Raw genomic sequence first — 16,604 nt, 5'->3', positions numbered from 1 at the left:
CCTTCTAACTCGACAGTGAACGCCCATGCCCTTGAGAGAAGGCGCGATATCACGTCCACACGCAGCAAAAACACAATTTTCAAAACGTAAAAAGCGCTCTAATACCCGCCTGTTGATTGGTTTTGAAGATTTTGGAGTTTCCAATGCCCCATGAAGGCAACCTGTTACAAGCAGCCGTGGTGTTTCTGCTCGCGGCCGTGCTCACCGTGCCGCTGGCCAAGCGCCTGCAACTGGGCGCTGTGCTGGGATATCTGTTTGCCGGTGTGATCATCGGCCCGTCCGTGCTGGGGCTGGTAGGCAACCCGCAAAGCGTGGCGCAGTTTTCGGAACTGGGGGTGGTGTTGCTGCTGTTTATCATCGGCTTGGAGCTGTCGCCCAAACGTTTATGGGTGATGCGCAAGGCCGTGTTCGGCGTCGGCCTGGCCCAGGTGCTGCTCACCGGCTTGGTGATGGGCGCAGTCGCGTTGTGGCTGTTCGGCCAGCCGTGGAACAGTGCCATCGTGCTGGGCCTGGGCCTGGCGCTGTCGTCCACCGCCTTCGGCCTGCAAAGCCTGGCCGAGCGCAAGGAACTGAACCAGCCCCATGGTCGCCTGGCGTTCGCCATTCTGCTGTTCCAGGACATCGCGGCCATCCCCTTGATTGCCATGGTGCCGCTGCTGGCCGGCAGTGACCACCCCACCACCGAAGCCCAGGGCCTTCAGCATGTGCTGCAGATTCTCGGCAGCATCGCCGTGGTGATCATCGGCGGACGCTACCTGCTGCGGCCGGTGTTTCGCATCGTCGCCAAGACCGGGCTACGGGAAGTGTCCACCGCCACGGCGTTGCTGGTGGTGATCGGCACCGCCTGGCTGATGGAGTTGGTGGGCGTGTCCATGGCCCTGGGTGCCTTTCTTGCCGGCTTGCTGCTGGCAGATTCGGAATACCGCCACGAACTGGAGTCCCAGATCGAACCGTTCAAAGGCCTGCTGCTGGGGCTGTTCTTTATCAGCGTGGGCATGGGTGCCAACCTCAGCTTGCTGCTGAGTTCACCGCTGGTAGTGATCGGCCTGACCCTGCTGTTGATCGGTTTGAAACTGCCGCTGCTGTACGCGGTAGGCCGCTTGGTGGGCGACCTCAATCGCGAAAGCGCCCTGCGCCTGGGCGTGGTGCTGGCAGCGGGCGGTGAGTTTGCCTTCGTGGTGTTCAAGATCGGCCGCGACCAAGGCCTGTTCGAACCCCACCTTTACGATGTGCTGGTCCTCACCATCACCCTGTCCATGGCGGTGACCCCGCTGCTGCTGTTGGTGTGCCCCAAGCTGTTCAAGCCCAAGGCCAAGCCGGTGGACATTCCCGAGGAATACCGCACCATCGAAAGCGACGCTCCCCGTGTGGTCATCGCCGGCATGGGCCGGATGGGCCAGATCGTCGCGCGGATCCTGCGGGCGCAAAACATCTCGTTTATCGCCCTGGACACCTCGGTGGAAACCATCGAACTGACCCGCAGCTTCGGCGGCATGCCGGTGTTCTACGGCGACCCGCAACGCCCAGAAATCCTGCACGCGGCCAAAGTCGACCAGGCGGAGTACTTCGTGATTGCCATGGACGACCCAGAGATCAACATCAAGACCGCCGAGTTGGTGCGCAACCTCTACCCACACATGAAGATCATCGCCCGCGCCCGTAACCGCCAGCACGTTCACCGCCTGGTGGACCTGGACGCGTCCCCCATACGCGAGACCTTCTATTCCAGCCTGGAAATGAGCCGCCGCACCCTGGTGGGCCTCGGTTTGACCCAGGCCCAGGCGGATGCGCGCATCACCCGCTTCAAAAACCACGACCTGCAACTGCTGGCCGCGCAACACGCGGTGTATGACGACGCGGCCAAGGTGATGCAAACCGCCCAGGAAGCCCGGGCGGAGCTGGCGCGTCTGTTTGAGATGGACCGGCTTGAGGAAGAGTCCGACAAGGTGTGAGGCTACAGGTGAACGATATTGCGAATTTTCTGACAGAATATGCCGCAATTTCGTTCACCCCCTGGAGCGCTTCATGGCCACTTTCACCAAGACCGCCGCCCTGCTGGCCCTTGCGCTTGCCGCCGGTAGCGTGTTCGCCGCCACCAAACCGGCCACACAGACCATCTCCACCCTGGGTGGCAAGTTCACCTTCACCTTGCCCAAGGCCTACGCCGCCGACACCCTGCCGGCAGGCAAGGCCGAGGATGGCACCGCCGATACCCAAGGCACGATGTACGCCAACCAGACCACAAAAAGTGTGGTGATCGTCGCCGAAACCGTGCGTAACGATGGGGTAAACATCCAGGACAACGACACCCAGTTCCTCGATGGCGCCGTCGCCGGGTTCATCAAGGACCAGAGCGCAGCCCTGCCTGACTTCAAGAAGCAGAACGAAAAGAAACTGACCTACAAAGGTCTGGGCCTGCGCCAGGTGGACAGCACCGCCACCCAGGGCGGCGGCAAGACCCTGAACTCCACGTTCCTGGGCGGTTCGGGCAACCACTTGCTGGTGATCCAGGCGATTTCCCGGGCCGATGATGCGAAGGGGCATGCGGCGCTGGTGAAGCAGATTACGGGCGGCAAGTAACTGATCTGCTCAGACAACACCTACCTATTGTGGGAGCGGGCTTGCTCGCGAAAGCGATCTTTCAGTGGTTGCAACACTGACTGACACAGCGTATTCGCGACCAAGCCCGCTCCCACATTTTCGACCGTGTTTATTTCAGATTCTCCGCCAACCAAACCTTCAAATCCTGCACCTCAGCCTCACTGACCGTATGCGGCATCCCCACATACCCATGAAACGCAGGCTTCAGCCCCACCCCGCGCAACACCTCATTGGCCCGAGTCGCCGAGGCATACGGCAAGGCCTGATCCAACGTGCCATGGCCGATAAAGATTGCCAGTTTGTCCAATGAGGCATTGGGTTTCAGCTCAGCCTTCAACACCGGCAACACACTGCCACTCAACGCCGCAATCCCACGCACCAATGTCGGCTTACGCAAACCCACCTCGTAGGACATGATCGCCCCCTGGCTGAACCCCACCAGGAACACGCGGTCGCTTTGGGTGTGGTACTTGGCCGTGGCCTGGGTGACGAAGTCTTCGATCAGCTTGGCGCTGCGCTGCAGGTCGGCGGTCTCGCCGTCGTAATCACCGTCACCGGGCTTCTTCGTAAACCAGCGGTAACCACTGGGGTCCACCGGCATCGGTGCCCGCGCCGAGAGGTAGGTCCAGGTGGAGGGCAACGCGTCCTTGATGCCAAACAGGTCGGCCTCGTCGCTGCCAAACCCGTGCAGGAAAATCACCAAAGGCTCGTTGCGCGCATCGCCCTGGGTTTGCTCCAGATACGTGAGCGGCAAGTCGGTGTGCAGTGCGGTATCGGCGTGGGCGACGCTGGCCATCAAGGTCAACGCCACGGCAAGCAGTTTGAGCATGGGACGGTCCCTCAGGGTTTGCGTAGCAGATAAGTGTCCATGATCCAGCCGTTTTCCTGGCGCGCGGCCTTGCGCACCCGTTCGATTTCTTCGGCCACTTCGCCGACTTTGCCGCTGATCAGGATCTCGTCCGGCGTGCCCAGGTAAGCGCCCCAGTAGATGTCCAGGTCCTGGTCGGCCACGGTGCGGTAGGAATCTTCCGCGTCAAGCATGACTACCAGCGTGTCGGCATCACTCGCCTGCCCGGCCGCCAGCCGGCGCCCGGTGGTGATCTCGATGGAGCGGCCAATACGGTTCAACGGCACTTTGTGCTGGGCCGCCAAGGCCTGCACGCTGGTGATACCGGGGATCACTTCAAATTCAAAGGTGCTGCGACCACTGGCCAGAATCGCCTGCAGGATGCGGATGGTGCTGTCGTACAGTGCCGGGTCGCCCCAGGCCAGGAATGCGCCCACTTCACCGTCAGCCATTTCCTCGTTGATCATGCGCTCGAAGGTGTGTTGCTTGTCGCGGTTAAGATCCTGCACGGCGGTGGTGTAGTCGATATCGCCGCGCACGCGCTCGGGGCAGTCAGCCTCGACGAAACGGTAGCCAGGCTCGGTGATGTAGGTCTGGCAGATCTCGCGACGCAGGTCGATCAGCTTGTCTTTGCTCTGGCCCTTGTCCATCAGGAAGAACACGTCGGTGCGGTTCAGCGCCTTCACGGCCTGCATCGTGATGTAGTCAGGGTTGCCGGCGCCAATGCCGATGATCAGGATGCGTTTCATGGGTTGCTCTCATTGCGGGGCGTGGATTTTGCCATGTCAGTTTCCAGGCGCAAGCGCCAGACGTTGTTGAAGCGCAACTCGGTGGCCGACAACGGCTCAACGTCGATCCGATAAAACATCGCCACCGGCAACTGCATGACGTGCAGCAGGGCTGCACGGATCACAAAGGGATGGGTGATAGCCACGATATGACCGGGTTGGGCTTCAAGGGATGCCATCCATTGCCCGACCCTTGCGCAAAGCTGGTCCACTGACTCGCCACCATGGGGCGCGCAGGTGCTCTGGGTGAGCCAGGCGCCCAGCGCCTCAGTATCCAGCTGTCCAATCTGCTGGCCTTTCCACTGCCCGAGATCCCCATCGCGCAGCGCGTCTTCAACGACCGCATCGGCTCCGAACAGCCCCGCCGTCTGCCGGGCCCTGGCCTCAGGGGCGCACACCAGGCTGCGGGTGGCCTTATAGCGGTGCGCCAGCGACAGCGCCGCGCCTTGCCAATCCATCGCCACCGCCTCGTCATCGGGAAAACGCCCTTGTTTCTGTAAGGGCGTGACGGCATGGCAGATCAGTGTCAAACGGGTGGCAAGCATTGCGCAGGTCTTCAACTTGAAACGTGAGGGTTTCAAGACTGGCGCAGTTACCCCTGTAGCGCAACGCCTTGCGCCAGGTACAGCACCTGATAGCCCGTTCCGGGATGCCCTGGGTCCAGCGCCTTGGCTGACAAGGTGACGCGCACCAGGCGCCACGCCTGCACATCCAGCGCCAGGAATACCGCGAAGGTCTCGCTGCTGTCGGCCACCTGTTGATTGCGCTGTTTCTCTTCGGCCAGTACCCCGGCCCGATCCGCCCCTGGCGCCAGCGGCCACTCTTCCCGATACAGGCTCAACGCGGTGGGCGCCGGTCCGCGTTGCACATCCAACGGCAACCAACTCTCGATATGCGGGCGGCCAAAGCTGTCGAGCACCTTCTGGAAACGCTCCCCGAGTAAAAAATCGGCGGCCTGCAACGGGTCGGCCCACAGGTACACCGACGAATACAGATTGGCGCCGTGCTCCTGGGCGATAAACGCCTTGAACAGCAACCCTTGGGCGTTATCCCACAACGGCCCCAATTGCGCGGCACGGCGGCGGATCACGCCCATGTCGTAGTCGGCCGGCAGGCGATGTGAATACTGTTTGGCGAACATGTAAAAGCTCCTGTGCAAGATGAGGTTCCAGCTTGCGCAGCGCTGATGATTTCAACAAGATATGGCCAGATATATATGCGATAAGGATTGGTTATGACTGACACGCCCAAGCCTTTGGATATCGATACCGTGCATGCCTTCGTCCTGGTGGCTGATTTCGCCAGTTTCACCCGTGCCGCCGAAGCCCTCGATACCTCCCAGGCGGCCATCAGCCTCAAGCTCAAGCGCCTGGAAGAGCGCCTGGGCTATCGCCTGCTGGAGCGAACCCCACGCCATGTGCGCTTGTCGCCCCAAGGTGAGCATTTCATCGTGGCCGCCCGTGCGTTGCTCAACGCCCATGAACGCGCCCTTGGCGATATGGGCACTCACGCCCCCCGCCGCCTGGTGATCGGCATCAGCGACCATGTGGCCGGGCCGGACCTGCCACTGTGGCTTAGCCGCCTGGCAGCCTACGACCCGCTGGTGATCCTTGAAGTGCGCATCGCCTCCTCCCGCGATCTGGTGGCCGCCTTCGACCGTAACGAGCTGGATGCGGTAATCGTGCGCAACGAAGGCGATCGCCAGGATGGTGAAGTGCTGGTGGTGGAGCGCTTTGGCTGGTTTGCCGCGCCGACCTGGCAGCACACGCCCGGCACGCCGCTGCGCATGGCAACCATGGCTGCGCCGTGTGGGGTGCGGCACCTGGCAACCCGCGCCCTGGATGCGGCGCGCATCGACTGGACCGAAGTGTTCGTCGGCGGCGGCGTGATGGCCGTGGGCGCGGCGGTCAGCGCCGGGCTGGGCGTGGCGGCCCTCGCCCATCGCGTGGCGCCGGCGGGGTCGGTGGAAGTCAGCGAGCAACATGGCCTGCCGCCATTGCCGGTGAGTGAGGTGGTGCTTTACAGCCGCATCAGCGATGCGCGCTCGCGGGAGACATTGCGCGCGTTGAGTGCAACGTTTCGCGGTGTGCTGCAACGCTGAGGCAGACCCAATGGGTGGGTACACTGGAGATCTGCTTTTATGTGGGAGCGGGCTTGCTCGCGAATGCGGTGGTTCAGCCAAAGAACCTGGGGCTGACACACCGCATTCGCGAGCAAGCCCGCTTCTATATGTTGAACTGTGATGGGCAAATACCCTCGGTCAGCCCGCCGCCCTCAATCAAACCACTCCCGCCGCCCCTTGAATGTGCTGGTAATCAACTCCACGATCATCCCCACCGCCTCGGCATGCCGCACCTGGGCATTCACCGCCAGCCACACCTGGCGTTGCATGCTCTGGTCCAGCAACCCCGGCAACGCCACCAGGCCACGGTCGAAGCTGGCCATGTAGTGCGGCAGCAACCCGATGCAGGCGCCGCAGCGGATCATCTCCAGCATCAGCGAATAGGCCTGCACCTGCACCACGGCCGCCAGGCGCTGCTCAATCACCTGGTTCCACGGTTGCAAGGCACCGACCTGAGCGTCGGGCTGCCATTGCACCAGCATGTAGTCATCGAGGTCGTCCACGCTGTCCGGGCGGGTAGTCAGGCGTGAATAGCGCTTGGCGACATGCGGTAAATATTCCAGGCGCGCCAGGGCCCGTGGTGGTTCGATAGGAAAACTGGGCCCCGGCGCCGGGCCGTCGGCGTCCGACAACCACAGCACCACGTCCACCTCCACCGCCTGCAGGGCCAACTGGCTGTCGAGGGAAATGATCTCCAGCCGCACGCTGGCATTGCGGCGCAGCAAGGCGATCAAGTCGCGACCAAGGATGTCATGCAGGATCGGCTCGGCCACTGCCAGGCGGATCAGCGGCTGCTCCACCACCGGCAGGCGCCGTTCATGGGCCAGGGCGATCAGTTGCGCCTGCAAGTGCGAGCCGTCGCGACTCAACACCAGACCACTGCCCTGGTAGGTGAACAGTACGTGGCGCACCTGCGCTTCCAACTGCGCCAGGCGCTTGCGCAACAGCGTTGCCTTGATATTCAGACTGCGCGCCGCCTGCATGAAACAGCCGCAACGCGCACTGACCAGAAAATAGCGTGCCACCTCCGGGTCGATGTCGCGGGCCAGGGCCAGCCAGGTATCGCGCGACTCAGCTGGTGCACGGTAGGTCTCGGGTCGGTTCGGGGCAGACGGTTCTAGAAATGCCATGGGAGACTCCCTGTCTTGTTGGTCTGTGCATCCAATGCGGGTTGACGCGGGTTACTCCAGCACTTTGTTCAACTCGGCGCCGTCAATGCTCAAGGTGGCCGTGTTGAGCATGCCTTCCAGGTAGGCCTTGGCGATTTGCTCCTGGCGCTGGGCGCGCAGGGCCTGGGTCAAGCGTTCACGCAATTCATCCAGGGTCGCGGTGCGTGCCGGTTGCTGGCTGGTGAGCTTGAGCACATGAAACCCGGCAGCGCTTTGCACCACGTCCGACACCGCGCCAACCTTGAGGCGCGACACTGCTCCACGCACCTCCGGGACCAATTGCTGCAACGGCTGCAGGCCCGAATCCCCGCCCCGTGGAGCGGTTTGCGGGTCTTGGGAATACTGCGTGGCCAGGGCCGCGAAATCACCCGGCGCAGCCTGGGCACGGCGGCTCAGTTCCTGGGCCTGGCGGCGTACCGTGTCGACGCTTTGGGGCTCAGTCACTGCGAGGAAAATCTGGCTCACCTGGTACAACGGCGGTGTCACCCATTGCGCCTTGCCGCTGTCATAGGCTTGCTGCAATTCGGCGGCGCTGGGGTAATCCGCCGGCACCTGGCTGACCGACAGCATGTAGTCGCGGAACACGATTTGCTCGGTGGCAGCGCGGGTCTGTTGCTCCACCTCCGGACGCTGGCGCCAGCCCTGGGCGTCGGCCTGTTCCAGCACGGCCTTTTGCGCCAGCCGTGATCGAATCCACGTCTCCAGCGCGCCACGGTTGCCACGCAATTGCTCGCGTGATTCGGCGGGCAGGCTGGCCAGCACGGTTTTCAGTTCCGGCAGGTCGATCTGCTGGTTGCCCAGGCGCGCCACCGCCGGCCCCGCCGCTGGCGCGCTGCTCACCGGTGCCGGTTGCTGGGCCGCTACCGGGTCGCTGCCCGGTCGCAGGCTCAAGCCCACCGCCACCACCAGCAAGGCCAGCGCCCCGGCGCCGACCATCAGGGTTGGTTTTTTCACGATACAGGCGCCTCTTCGACCAACGGTTCAACCGCCGCCTGGGCCTGCAACTGTGCAGCTTGCTGGCTGTATTCACGCAGGTACACGATGAACTCCTGCAACAGGCGGTCCCACAGTTCCAACTGGCTGCGCAGGTGGCTGGCACCCACGCCAGCCACCACCACATCCATTTCCATCAGCAGGAATTCGCCCTGTACCGACAACCGTGCAAACCGACGCGAAGCGTTCCACACCTGGGCCAGGCCCTCGGGCAAGTCGCCCTGGATGCGCAGCGCGCAGCTGTAGGTGAAGTCCACGTAGCCGCCCTGTTCGGCCGCCGGGTTGCCGAAACGCACGGCAAAACCGATGCCCTGGCTGGCGCTGAGCAGCTGCACGATGCCGTTCTGCTCGGTCTGGTTGACCCGGTAGCCGGCCTCTTGCAGCAGTTCGGTCAGGCTCTGGGGGGTGACGCTGGTGATCAATTCGCTCATGGTGATCTCTTCCTTGTCTATCAGTGATTGGCGGTTGCCTGGGGCGCATCGAAACGGCTCTTGTACAGATCGTCACCAAAGCCTTGGGCCAGTTCTTCGAACTTGACCCGTGCACTGCTGGCGAAGGGCTGGCGGATACTCATCACCTCGGCCACGTCGATCTTTTCGTAGGCCGCCAGCAGTTGCTGGGCCACGCCGTACATCTGTTGATTCTTGACCGAACATTGCTGCACTTGTGTGTCACGTTCGCTCAGTTGGGCCTGCAAGCGCGCACGCTCGGCTTCCTTGCCCTTGGCCAGGACCAGCAGCTCGTCATAAGCCTTCTTGAACTTGCCGATCTGCTCGTTGCTCGCCGCCACCTGGGCTTGCGCCTGACTGTGCAGACTCTGTTGCTGGCCGGCCATTTGCTCGGCCACGCCACGGGCTTTTTCCAGCTCGGCGGTCAACTGCTTGATTTGCGCCTGGGCCTGCTTGGCCTGGTTTTCGGCAGCGATGCGCGCCGCACTGGCCTGGGCCTGCTCGCTTTGCAACGCCTGCAACTGCTGGGTGGTGCTGCGCAGTTGGGTACGCAGGCGCTCTTCCATGCCTTCGGCGCTGGCGCCGGTGGCGATCAATAGCAACAGCAGCCCGCAGATTCGCGTGTTCATGTGGCATCTCCTGTGCGCATCAGAAGCGCGTGTTGAGTTCCAGTTGCATCACATCCACTTCAAACGGATCGCCGTACACCTCGGAAGCACTCAACCAACGCGCACTGGCGTAGATGTTCTTTTCGATGCCGTAGTTGGCGCCAATGAAGTAACCCTTGGCGTTGGTGCCGCCCAAGTGAAACGAGGAATCGTTGAAGCCATCGGGCAAGGCATCGGGCTGGATGTACTTGTAGCCCGCCAATACGTTCCAGTCGCCGCGCTTACGCATTTCAAACGCGTTGCCGAGGGTGAACGAAACCATCAACGCATTGCCGCCACTTTCAAACTGGCCATTGCTGTTGATGTTGTTGACGATCTCGCCTTCGCTGCGCCTGAGCATTTCGCCCTTGTCGTAGGCCAGGTTATGAATGAAGTTGCCTTGGCTGCGCAGCTTGAAGTCGCCCGGCAGCTCGCTGTCCCAGACCGCATTGAGGTCCAGCACGTTGAACTTGGAGGCGAGGCCCACATACTGCGCGTTCGGGGTCCTGACCGGGTCAGTCGCGTCAGGCGTGATGTCACGCAGCAGGAACACGCTGTTGCCCTTTTGCATAAAGGCCACGCGCGTGCCATCGGTGTCGCAACCGGCTTCGCCCGCCCAGGGTCTGCACGGGCTGGAACGCTGGCCTTCGATGTCCTGGAACTGGTAGTAGGCGCCCGCCAGCTTGAGGCTGTTGCTACGGTTGATCTTCCAGTCGGCGCCGATCTGCGCACCGAACAGCCATTTGGTCTCGCTGTCTTCCTTATCGACGCCGTTGGTGGTGGCGCTGTCGGAGGTGTACTCCACCGGGAACGCGCCGAGCGTACCGAACAGGCCCCACTCACTGTTGAGCTTGTGGTTGAAGATCGCCGCCACACCGTCGAAGTTGAGGTCGTTGGAGTACATCATGTCGGTGGAATAGAACGGGTTGCCGATACGCCCGGCGGTCAGGCTCATGTAGTCGGTGGTTTTCCAGGTCAGGTAACCCTGGTCGAGCCAGATGTCCTTCTTGCCAAAGCCGCCGCCCAGGGTCTGGGTGGTGGACACCGGGTTATTGTCGGAACCGGTGCCCAGACGGATACCGGCGGTCCATTCAGGCGAGATCACTGCTTTCATGCCCAGGCGGGCGCGCAGTCGGAACAGGTTTTCGCGGTCTTTGTTGGCGTTGATCAGCGGCGGGAACTTGGTATTGGAGTTCTTGTTGACGTCATAAGGGCCGCTGTCGTTGAGCTTGGCCCAGTCCGTCATTTCGTTGCTGTTGCGACCCGAGAAAAAGCGCGACTCATCCCGCAGGCGGATATCGCCATCGAAGCTGATGCGCGAGATCCAGTCCGGGAAGGTATTGGGCTGGGCCCAGTTTTCCTGCTTGGCAGTGGCCATGACTTCGGCTTTGACCTGGTCACGGATCTGGTCACGCACCGCCTGCGGCACATACTGCACCCGCACATCACCGGGCGCTGCAGTGGGGCCGGCGGCAACCACCGGCGCGGCATTCGCCTGGCGGGCCTGCTGGGCTTCCTTTTCGGCCTGGGCGATCAGCCCGTTGGCGGTGTCCTGGGTCAATACACCTTGCTGCACCAGCAACCGGATCAGGTTGATGGTGACGTTTTCCGAAGGGGCGACCGGGGCTGCTGCCGCCTGGCCGACCAGGGTCGCGATGACCATGCCAACCGCCAGGGTCAGTCGATTCACGGGGGAAATCATGTGTACGCAACTCCTGTAGAAAATTGCCAAAAATAAGGTTCGATCAATCCGGGCGACGGCCCTTGAGGGACAGGCGTACCGGCATCGTTATCGAAGCCGGCACCCGCTGCGTGGCATGGGGCGCACGCAGCGCGGCCAATACCTGGGCATCGGTTTGCGCATCGCCGCTGGAGTTGGCCAACTGCGCACGGGTGACCTGGCCCTCGGCGTTCAGCCACAAGTCCGCCTGCACGGTGTAGGCCTTCTTGCGCAGTTCCGGGTCTTCGCGCAGCAGGCGCTGGAACACCCCCGCCAGGTACTGCTTGTAAGTGCCAGCACCCAAGCCGCCGCCACCGGAACCCGCCATGCCACCGCCCTTGCCGGCGCCGATGTTGAAACCGTCATTGCCGGACTGGGCATCGCCATCGATCTGCATCGGGTTGGCCAGGTCATCGGCAGGCGAAGGCGGCGCTTCCTCCGCTGGCTTGACCTCCTCAGGCTCTGGCGTAGGCACGGGCTCCGGGACTTTTTCCTCGACCTGGGGCTCGGGCTCCTTGGGTTTTTCCGGTGGTGGCGGCGGCGGTGGCGGCAATGGAATGATCGTCGGCACCTTCGGCGCTTCGCGGCGTATGCCACTCATGTCATTGGCCCACTGCCACAAAAACCAGGCCGCCACCGCGCCCAGCAACAGGCCTGCGCCCCACTTGAGCGGGCGCAATGGTGGCTTCTTTTTCACCGGCAACGGCGCGATCGGGATCTGTGCAGTCATGACTCAGCCCTGGCTCGGTTTGCCGGTGACCAACCCGACCTGGGACAGCTCCAGCCGTCGCAGCAAATCAAGCACTTCGATCACCTTCTGGTACTGCACCATCGCATCGCCGCGCACGATCACCGGGAAGTCCGGGTTCAGCGCTTTTTCAATGCGCAGGCGCTCTTCCAGCTCGCCGAGGGTCACCGGGTAAGCGTCGAGGAACACCTGGCCGCCATCGTTGACCGAGATCGCCTTGGTCTTGGCCTCCGACAGCGACACCGAGGCGCTGGCCTTGGGCAAGTGAATCTGGATGCCCGACACCTGGGCGGTGGCGGTGAGGATAAACATCACCAACACCACCATCAGCACGTCCACCAGGGGCGTGATGTTGATGCTGTCGACGGCGGCATCATCGTCATCGTCGTGGGAGGCGTTTACGCTAGCCATGGCGATTCTCCTCAGGCCGGAACGGCAGCGTGGTGGTCGCGACGGTGCGCGGCTTCACTGGATTGGCTCTCGCCGTGCATCTCCGCCAGGCGGGTGATGAACTCGTCGACGAACACACGCATGTCCGCACTCACTTCCTTGTTGCGCGTGATCAGGCGGTTGTAGCCAAACAGCGCGGGAATTGCGACGAACAGGCCCATGGCCGTGGCCAGCAGGGCCGCCGCCATACCGGGGGCGATGGCGTTGATATTTACGTCACCGGCCATGGCCGTGCCGAGGAACACCACCATGATCCCCAGCACCGTGCCGAGCAGGCCGATATACGGGCCGCCCGCGATGGCGTTGGACAAGGTCGAGAGCTTGGAACTGAGGGCCTGGTTTTCACGGGTGCGCACACCGTCCATGGAGCAGCGGATCGCTTCGATGGTGGCGGCCGACACCGACGAGGTATCGGCGCCCTGGGCACGGCGGGTACGGATCTCCTTGACCGCCACCAGGTACAGGCGCCACAGCGAAGAATGGGCCAGGCGCTCGCTCAGTTGCGCGTCGTCGGCGTACATCTCCAAGCGTGTGCCGATCTGCGCGAAGTGCTCGCGGAACACCTCGTTGGCACTGCTCACGCGGGCCACCTGGCGGTTCTTGCGCAACATGATCACCCACGACTGCACCATCATCCCCACCAGCACCAGGATGATCACCCAGGCATCCACCGGCACAGCGTTGAGCAAAAAGCCCAGGCTGCCAAAACCGAAGCCCGACTGCTCTTCATCCACGCCGTAAGCCACCAGCTTGGACTCGGCACCCTGGGCGCTGGCATCGGCCAACAGCAACGCGGCTGGACGTGCCACCTTGGACAGGCGCAGCTCGTCGATGGCCCCGGCGAATGGCAGGTGCGTGCTGCCCGCTTCCGGCAGGTCGGCACCGAGGGCGAGTTGGGAATTGAACGCGGGCAATGCCACGGCCAGGTTGGCGATTTCGCGACCGTTTACATACAGCGCGATTTTTTCACCCTCGGCGGTGAACGCCAGGTGCTGCCACTGGCCGGGGTTCAGCGGTTGGCTCGACACGGCGCGCTGGCCGTCGACTTCCACAAACGGCGTGCCCTGGTTCAGCCCCAGCAGCAGGCTGTGGGGGCCGTCGCGGCGGGCCAATACAATCTGTTCGCCACTGGCCTGGTCCAGGCGTAGCCAGGCGCTGAAGGTGAACGCGCCACCCGCAGCGTGTTGCAGCGACGGGCTGGCCGGCAACATCAACGGCTGGCCATTGAACTGCAAGGCTCGGCCAATCACGCCATCGATGCTGGCGCCGGTGGCATTGAGCGCCGTGTTGGCATAGGCCGTGGCATCACGGGCCGGTGTGCCGTTGGCGCCGTCAAAGTGATAGAGCGCGGTGTAGCTGGGGTCGAACGCCAACTGGCCGTTGCTGGTGGCCGGGGCCTTCTGGTTGCCGTAGTACATCCACAGGTCCTGGCGCTGGCCGCCTTCGACCTTGGGCACATCCACCCAGATCAAGGCCATGCCCATCAGCGGGTCGAAGCTTTCGATCTGGTGGTTGAACACCGTCTTGTCGTCGGCGCTGACAAAGCGCAGGTCGGCGCCGTCATCCTTTACGCCATCGAAGGTGAAGTTGCCGGTGTGCAGGCGCACCAGCAGCGCGGTGCGGCCCAGGGCCTGGTTGATCGCGGCGCCTTGGGCGGTGGTGTCCACGGTGATCTGTTTGCGGTAGTGCCAGTCGTCTTGCCACCAGGCATGGGCGGTGGCCGGGAGCGTGAAGCCCAGGCAGATCAACAGGCTCAGGAATAGGCGTTGCATGGGTGAAGTCTCCGGAAGAAAAAGTCAGAAAGTCGCCTGCACACTGAAGTGCAGCCGCGAGTCCTGTTTCTGGGTGTTCGGTCCATCGAGCAGCGGGTAGCCCCAATCCAGGCTGCCGGACAACCATTTGCTCAAACTGGCGCGGGTGCCCAGGCCGACGCTGGCCAGGCTGTATTCGTCTTCTTGCTCGGGCAGAGGGTCGTGCAGGCGCATACGCGCGCCTTCGGCAAACGCGTAGAAGCGCCACTCCTGCACATAGCTGCCGAGGAACTTGGCCAGGGACGGCGTGCGCACTTCCTGGGAGAGCAGATAACCCTCATCCCCAGTGCGCTCCGCCGCCAGATAGCCGCGTACCGAGGTCGCGCCGCCGGCCGAATATTGCTCGTTGGATACCAGCGGCCCCGAGGCCAACTGGAACGCGCCCTTGGTCGCCGACTGCCAATCGTTGCCAAAGGTGTAGGTGTAATTCAGGTCGCCCTTGAGCACCGCGAAACTGGCGCTGGCCTTGTAGCGTTTGTAGTCGAACTCCTCGGCGTCGCTGCCGTAGCCAAAGAACGCGCGGGTGCCCACCACCAGGTTCAGGCCCAGGCCCAGCTGGGATTGCTCGGTGTAGCGGTAGCCGTTATAGCCGAGGGTGAACGGTGCGTACTTGAGGGGCACCTGGTCGCTGCTGGAGCCGAATTTCATCTCCTCGTCGAAATCTTTGAAGTCGATGCCGAACGAGAACGAGTTGGCCCAATTGCCTGCAGCCGGCAGGCTGTAGATCGCGGACACGCCGTAGGAATGGCCCTTGCCCAGCACGTTGCTGCCACCCAGGGTGGCGATGTTGCTGTCGGACTGGTAGCCGGAGAACTGCAAGGTCCAGCGCTCATCCAGCGGCGCGCTGTAGGAGCCGGACCAGACCTTGGCATTGCTGCTGTCCTGGGGCGCGGTGAAGTAGGTCAGGGAAATGCTGTGGCCCAGTTGCCAGAGGTTGTCGTAGCCGAGGGTGGCGACCGAGCGCAGTTTTTCGGTGTCGGCGCTGTAGTCGTTGTTCAGGCCGATGCTGGCGTGCCAGGGGTTCTGGTCTTCCACCTGCAAATCCACGTCCATGGTGCCGGCGCGCTGACCTTCACGCACCAGCGGCGTGACCTGGCGGCCAGCACTGCGGTTGAGCCCGGCCAACTGGGTTTGCACACTGTTGAAGTCCGGCACCGCGCCTTCCTTGAGCCCCGGCACTTCGTCGCGGATTTCCACCGGCGAGTAATGCTTGGCGCCCACCACACGCACGCGGCCCACCTTGGTTTCGCTGACTTGCAAGTAGACGATGCCGTCATCGACCTTCTGCTCCGGCAGCTCCACAAACACCGACTGGTAGCCCCGCGCCTGGTAGATTTTTTGCAACGCGTCACGGGCGCCTTCGATATCGCCCAAGGTCTTCTGCGGCCCCAGGAACGGGTACACCGCTTCTTCGATGGCCGCCGCATCCAGCACGGTATTGCCGCGCACGAAGTACTCATTGACGTCCACCCGGCGTGCCGCGCCCTCTTCCTGCGCCTGGGCCACGGCCCAAAACGTCAGGCAGCACAGCGCCAGCGTTGACTTGAACAGATGCTCCACACCGCCCCCTGCATTCCTAGGTTTTTGCGCCATCGCCGTGTGCACGGCGTCTGGCCCGCTCAATTGTTCGTGGTCGAAAGATGGCTGTGCCGGGCCAGCCAGGTATGCAGCAAGGCGAAGTTCAACGAGAACTCCGGCATGTGCAGCAAGGCGCCACAAAACACTTCACCGATGATTTTCTGGATGAGTTGCACGGCACGCGGGTTGCCCAGCAGCGTGGCAATGTCACGGCTCAGCACATGGATGCTCCAGACCTTCTGGTTCAGGTCCAGGCCGACAAACCAGCGAAACAGCAGGTTGTAGTTGAGCTGCTCGTGCAGTTGCTGTTCGCTGGGTACCGAATACAGCAGTTGCAGCAACAGGATGTGCACCAGGGTGTGCGGCGCGATCAACATGCCGGGCTCGGCCATCAACCAGTCGCGATGCTGGTCGAGCACCTCGTCGATCTGTGGGCGCAGCAACACCAGCGAATGACCCGCCGGGATGTAGCTGGACACTTCCTTCAAGGCGCCCTGCCAGTCTTCCTGGGAGACGATCCACACCCACGGTGCACCGTAGCGGTACACCGAAACGGGCTTCTTGCGCGCGGCTTCGACGATCTTTGACAGGCGCTGATCGAGCTCCTGCATGCCGACTTTCGAGTAACGTTCCATAGTTCCCATTTGCCCCACTCCTGGCGTCCTGCTGACGGCTGCGGAG

At 62.8% G+C, this 16,604-nt stretch carries 17 protein-coding genes; 3 read left to right on the top strand and 14 right to left on the bottom strand.

Going from position 1 to position 16,604, the window contains the following annotated elements; translation table 11 throughout:
* Positions 1–143 precede the first annotated feature (143 nt).
* Positions 144–1,952 carry a monovalent cation:proton antiporter-2 (CPA2) family protein gene (locus tag DYL59_RS14120; protein WP_135289742.1) on the top strand — a complete coding sequence of 603 codons (1,809 nt, stop codon included), beginning with the start codon at positions 144–146 and terminating at the stop codon, positions 1,950–1,952.
* A 73-nt stretch (positions 1,953–2,025) separates the two neighbouring features.
* Entirely contained in the window at positions 2,026–2,580 is a 555-nt protein-coding gene (locus tag DYL59_RS14115; protein ID WP_135289741.1) for a DcrB/PsbP domain-containing protein, read from the top strand.
* A 130-nt stretch (positions 2,581–2,710) separates the two neighbouring features.
* On the opposite strand, the gene DYL59_RS14110 is transcribed toward DYL59_RS14115, so the two are convergent.
* From DYL59_RS14110 to DYL59_RS14095, 4 genes are read right to left on the bottom strand one after another with little or no spacing between them, the layout of a single operon-like run.
* Entirely contained in the window at positions 2,711–3,430 is a 720-nt protein-coding gene (locus DYL59_RS14110; protein ID WP_135289740.1) for an alpha/beta hydrolase, read from the bottom strand.
* A gap of 11 nt (positions 3,431–3,441) precedes the next feature.
* Positions 3,442–4,197 (bottom strand): precorrin-6A synthase (deacetylating), encoded by a 756-nt coding sequence (cobF, locus tag DYL59_RS14105; RefSeq protein ID WP_135289739.1) that lies wholly within the window; start codon positions 4,195–4,197, stop codon positions 3,442–3,444.
* Entirely contained in the window at positions 4,194–4,781 is a 588-nt protein-coding gene (locus tag DYL59_RS14100) for a histidine phosphatase family protein (RefSeq protein WP_135289738.1), read from the bottom strand. Before DYL59_RS14100 ends, cobF begins: the two co-directional genes overlap by 4 nt.
* Positions 4,782–4,828: 47 nt before the next feature.
* On the bottom strand, positions 4,829–5,377 hold the full coding sequence (locus DYL59_RS14095) for a DUF4865 family protein (RefSeq protein ID WP_135289737.1): 549 nt from the start codon (positions 5,375–5,377) through the stop codon (positions 4,829–4,831).
* A 93-nt stretch (positions 5,378–5,470) separates the two neighbouring features.
* On the opposite strand from DYL59_RS14095, the gene DYL59_RS14090 reads away from it, so the two are divergent.
* On the top strand, positions 5,471–6,337 hold the full coding sequence (locus DYL59_RS14090; RefSeq protein ID WP_135289736.1) for a LysR family transcriptional regulator: 867 nt from the start codon (positions 5,471–5,473) through the stop codon (positions 6,335–6,337).
* A 173-nt stretch (positions 6,338–6,510) separates the two neighbouring features.
* Here the strand turns inward: DYL59_RS14090 and DYL59_RS14085 are convergent, their stop codons facing one another.
* The 10 genes from DYL59_RS14085 to DYL59_RS32075 are packed head-to-tail and all read right to left on the bottom strand — an operon-like array spanning position 6,511 to position 16,558.
* The gene (locus DYL59_RS14085) at positions 6,511–7,488 is read right to left on the bottom strand and encodes a LysR family transcriptional regulator (RefSeq protein WP_135289735.1); all 978 of its coding nucleotides are present in this window, start codon (positions 7,486–7,488) and stop codon (positions 6,511–6,513) included.
* Positions 7,489–7,539: 51 nt separating this feature from the next.
* Positions 7,540–8,481 (bottom strand): peptidylprolyl isomerase, encoded by a 942-nt coding sequence (locus DYL59_RS14080; protein ID WP_135289734.1) that lies wholly within the window; start codon positions 8,479–8,481, stop codon positions 7,540–7,542.
* Complete coding sequence (locus DYL59_RS14075; protein WP_135289733.1) at positions 8,478–8,951, bottom strand: YbjN domain-containing protein; 474 nt, start codon at positions 8,949–8,951, stop codon at positions 8,478–8,480. The genes DYL59_RS14080 and DYL59_RS14075 overlap by 4 nt, the downstream gene beginning before the upstream one ends.
* Before the next feature lie 20 nt (positions 8,952–8,971).
* Complete coding sequence (locus DYL59_RS14070) at positions 8,972–9,598, bottom strand: DNA repair protein (RefSeq protein WP_135289732.1); 627 nt, start codon at positions 9,596–9,598, stop codon at positions 8,972–8,974.
* Positions 9,599–9,617: 19 nt separating this feature from the next.
* Positions 9,618–11,318 carry a putative porin gene (locus tag DYL59_RS14065; RefSeq protein ID WP_135289731.1) on the bottom strand — a complete coding sequence of 567 codons (1,701 nt, stop codon included), beginning with the start codon at positions 11,316–11,318 and terminating at the stop codon, positions 9,618–9,620.
* A gap of 43 nt (positions 11,319–11,361) precedes the next feature.
* The gene (locus DYL59_RS14060) at positions 11,362–12,066 is read right to left on the bottom strand and encodes an energy transducer TonB family protein (RefSeq protein ID WP_135289730.1); all 705 of its coding nucleotides are present in this window, start codon (positions 12,064–12,066) and stop codon (positions 11,362–11,364) included.
* Between the two features lie 3 nt (positions 12,067–12,069).
* Positions 12,070–12,495, bottom strand: coding sequence for an ExbD/TolR family protein (locus tag DYL59_RS14055; RefSeq protein WP_010211136.1), 426 nt, complete (start codon positions 12,493–12,495; stop codon positions 12,070–12,072).
* An 11-nt stretch (positions 12,496–12,506) separates the two neighbouring features.
* Positions 12,507–14,306: a DUF2341 domain-containing protein gene (locus DYL59_RS14050; protein WP_135289729.1), complete on the bottom strand. Its 1,800-nt coding sequence runs from the start codon at positions 14,304–14,306 to the stop codon at positions 12,507–12,509.
* Between the two features lie 24 nt (positions 14,307–14,330).
* Complete coding sequence (locus DYL59_RS14045) at positions 14,331–15,905, bottom strand: ShlB/FhaC/HecB family hemolysin secretion/activation protein (RefSeq protein ID WP_135289728.1); 1,575 nt, start codon at positions 15,903–15,905, stop codon at positions 14,331–14,333.
* Positions 15,906–15,964: 59 nt separating this feature from the next.
* Positions 15,965–16,558: a transposase gene (locus DYL59_RS32075; protein WP_135289810.1), complete on the bottom strand. Its 594-nt coding sequence runs from the start codon at positions 16,556–16,558 to the stop codon at positions 15,965–15,967.
* Positions 16,559–16,604: the final 46 nt, after the last annotated feature.

Source organism: Pseudomonas kairouanensis, from assembly GCF_004682055.1.
In the GTDB taxonomy this organism is placed as follows: domain Bacteria; phylum Pseudomonadota; class Gammaproteobacteria; order Pseudomonadales; family Pseudomonadaceae; genus Aquipseudomonas; species Aquipseudomonas kairouanensis.
This window is presented reverse-complemented; position numbering and strand designations above follow the sequence as displayed.

Coding starts and splice junctions, on each gene's coding strand:
- DYL59_RS14050 (WP_135289729.1), bottom strand. CDS start 14,306: ATGCAACGCCTATTCCTGAGCCTGTTGATCTGCCTGGGCTTCACGCTC.
- DYL59_RS14115 (WP_135289741.1), top strand. CDS start 2,026: ATGGCCACTTTCACCAAGACCGCCGCCCTGCTGGCCCTTGCGCTTGCC.
- DYL59_RS14085 (WP_135289735.1), bottom strand. CDS start 7,488: ATGGCATTTCTAGAACCGTCTGCCCCGAACCGACCCGAGACCTACCGT.
- DYL59_RS14070 (WP_135289732.1), bottom strand. CDS start 9,598: ATGAACACGCGAATCTGCGGGCTGCTGTTGCTATTGATCGCCACCGGC.
- DYL59_RS14120 (WP_135289742.1), top strand. CDS start 144: ATGCCCCATGAAGGCAACCTGTTACAAGCAGCCGTGGTGTTTCTGCTC.
- DYL59_RS14090 (WP_135289736.1), top strand. CDS start 5,471: ATGACTGACACGCCCAAGCCTTTGGATATCGATACCGTGCATGCCTTC.
- DYL59_RS14110 (WP_135289740.1), bottom strand. CDS start 3,430: ATGCTCAAACTGCTTGCCGTGGCGTTGACCTTGATGGCCAGCGTCGCC.
- DYL59_RS14100 (WP_135289738.1), bottom strand. CDS start 4,781: ATGCTTGCCACCCGTTTGACACTGATCTGCCATGCCGTCACGCCCTTA.
- DYL59_RS14055 (WP_010211136.1), bottom strand. CDS start 12,495: ATGGCTAGCGTAAACGCCTCCCACGACGATGACGATGATGCCGCCGTC.
- DYL59_RS32075 (WP_135289810.1), bottom strand. CDS start 16,558: ATGGAACGTTACTCGAAAGTCGGCATGCAGGAGCTCGATCAGCGCCTG.
- DYL59_RS14060 (WP_135289730.1), bottom strand. CDS start 12,066: ATGACTGCACAGATCCCGATCGCGCCGTTGCCGGTGAAAAAGAAGCCA.
- cobF (WP_135289739.1), bottom strand. CDS start 4,197: ATGAAACGCATCCTGATCATCGGCATTGGCGCCGGCAACCCTGACTAC.
- DYL59_RS14095 (WP_135289737.1), bottom strand. CDS start 5,377: ATGTTCGCCAAACAGTATTCACATCGCCTGCCGGCCGACTACGACATG.
- DYL59_RS14075 (WP_135289733.1), bottom strand. CDS start 8,951: ATGAGCGAATTGATCACCAGCGTCACCCCCCAGAGCCTGACCGAACTG.
- DYL59_RS14065 (WP_135289731.1), bottom strand. CDS start 11,318: ATGATTTCCCCCGTGAATCGACTGACCCTGGCGGTTGGCATGGTCATC.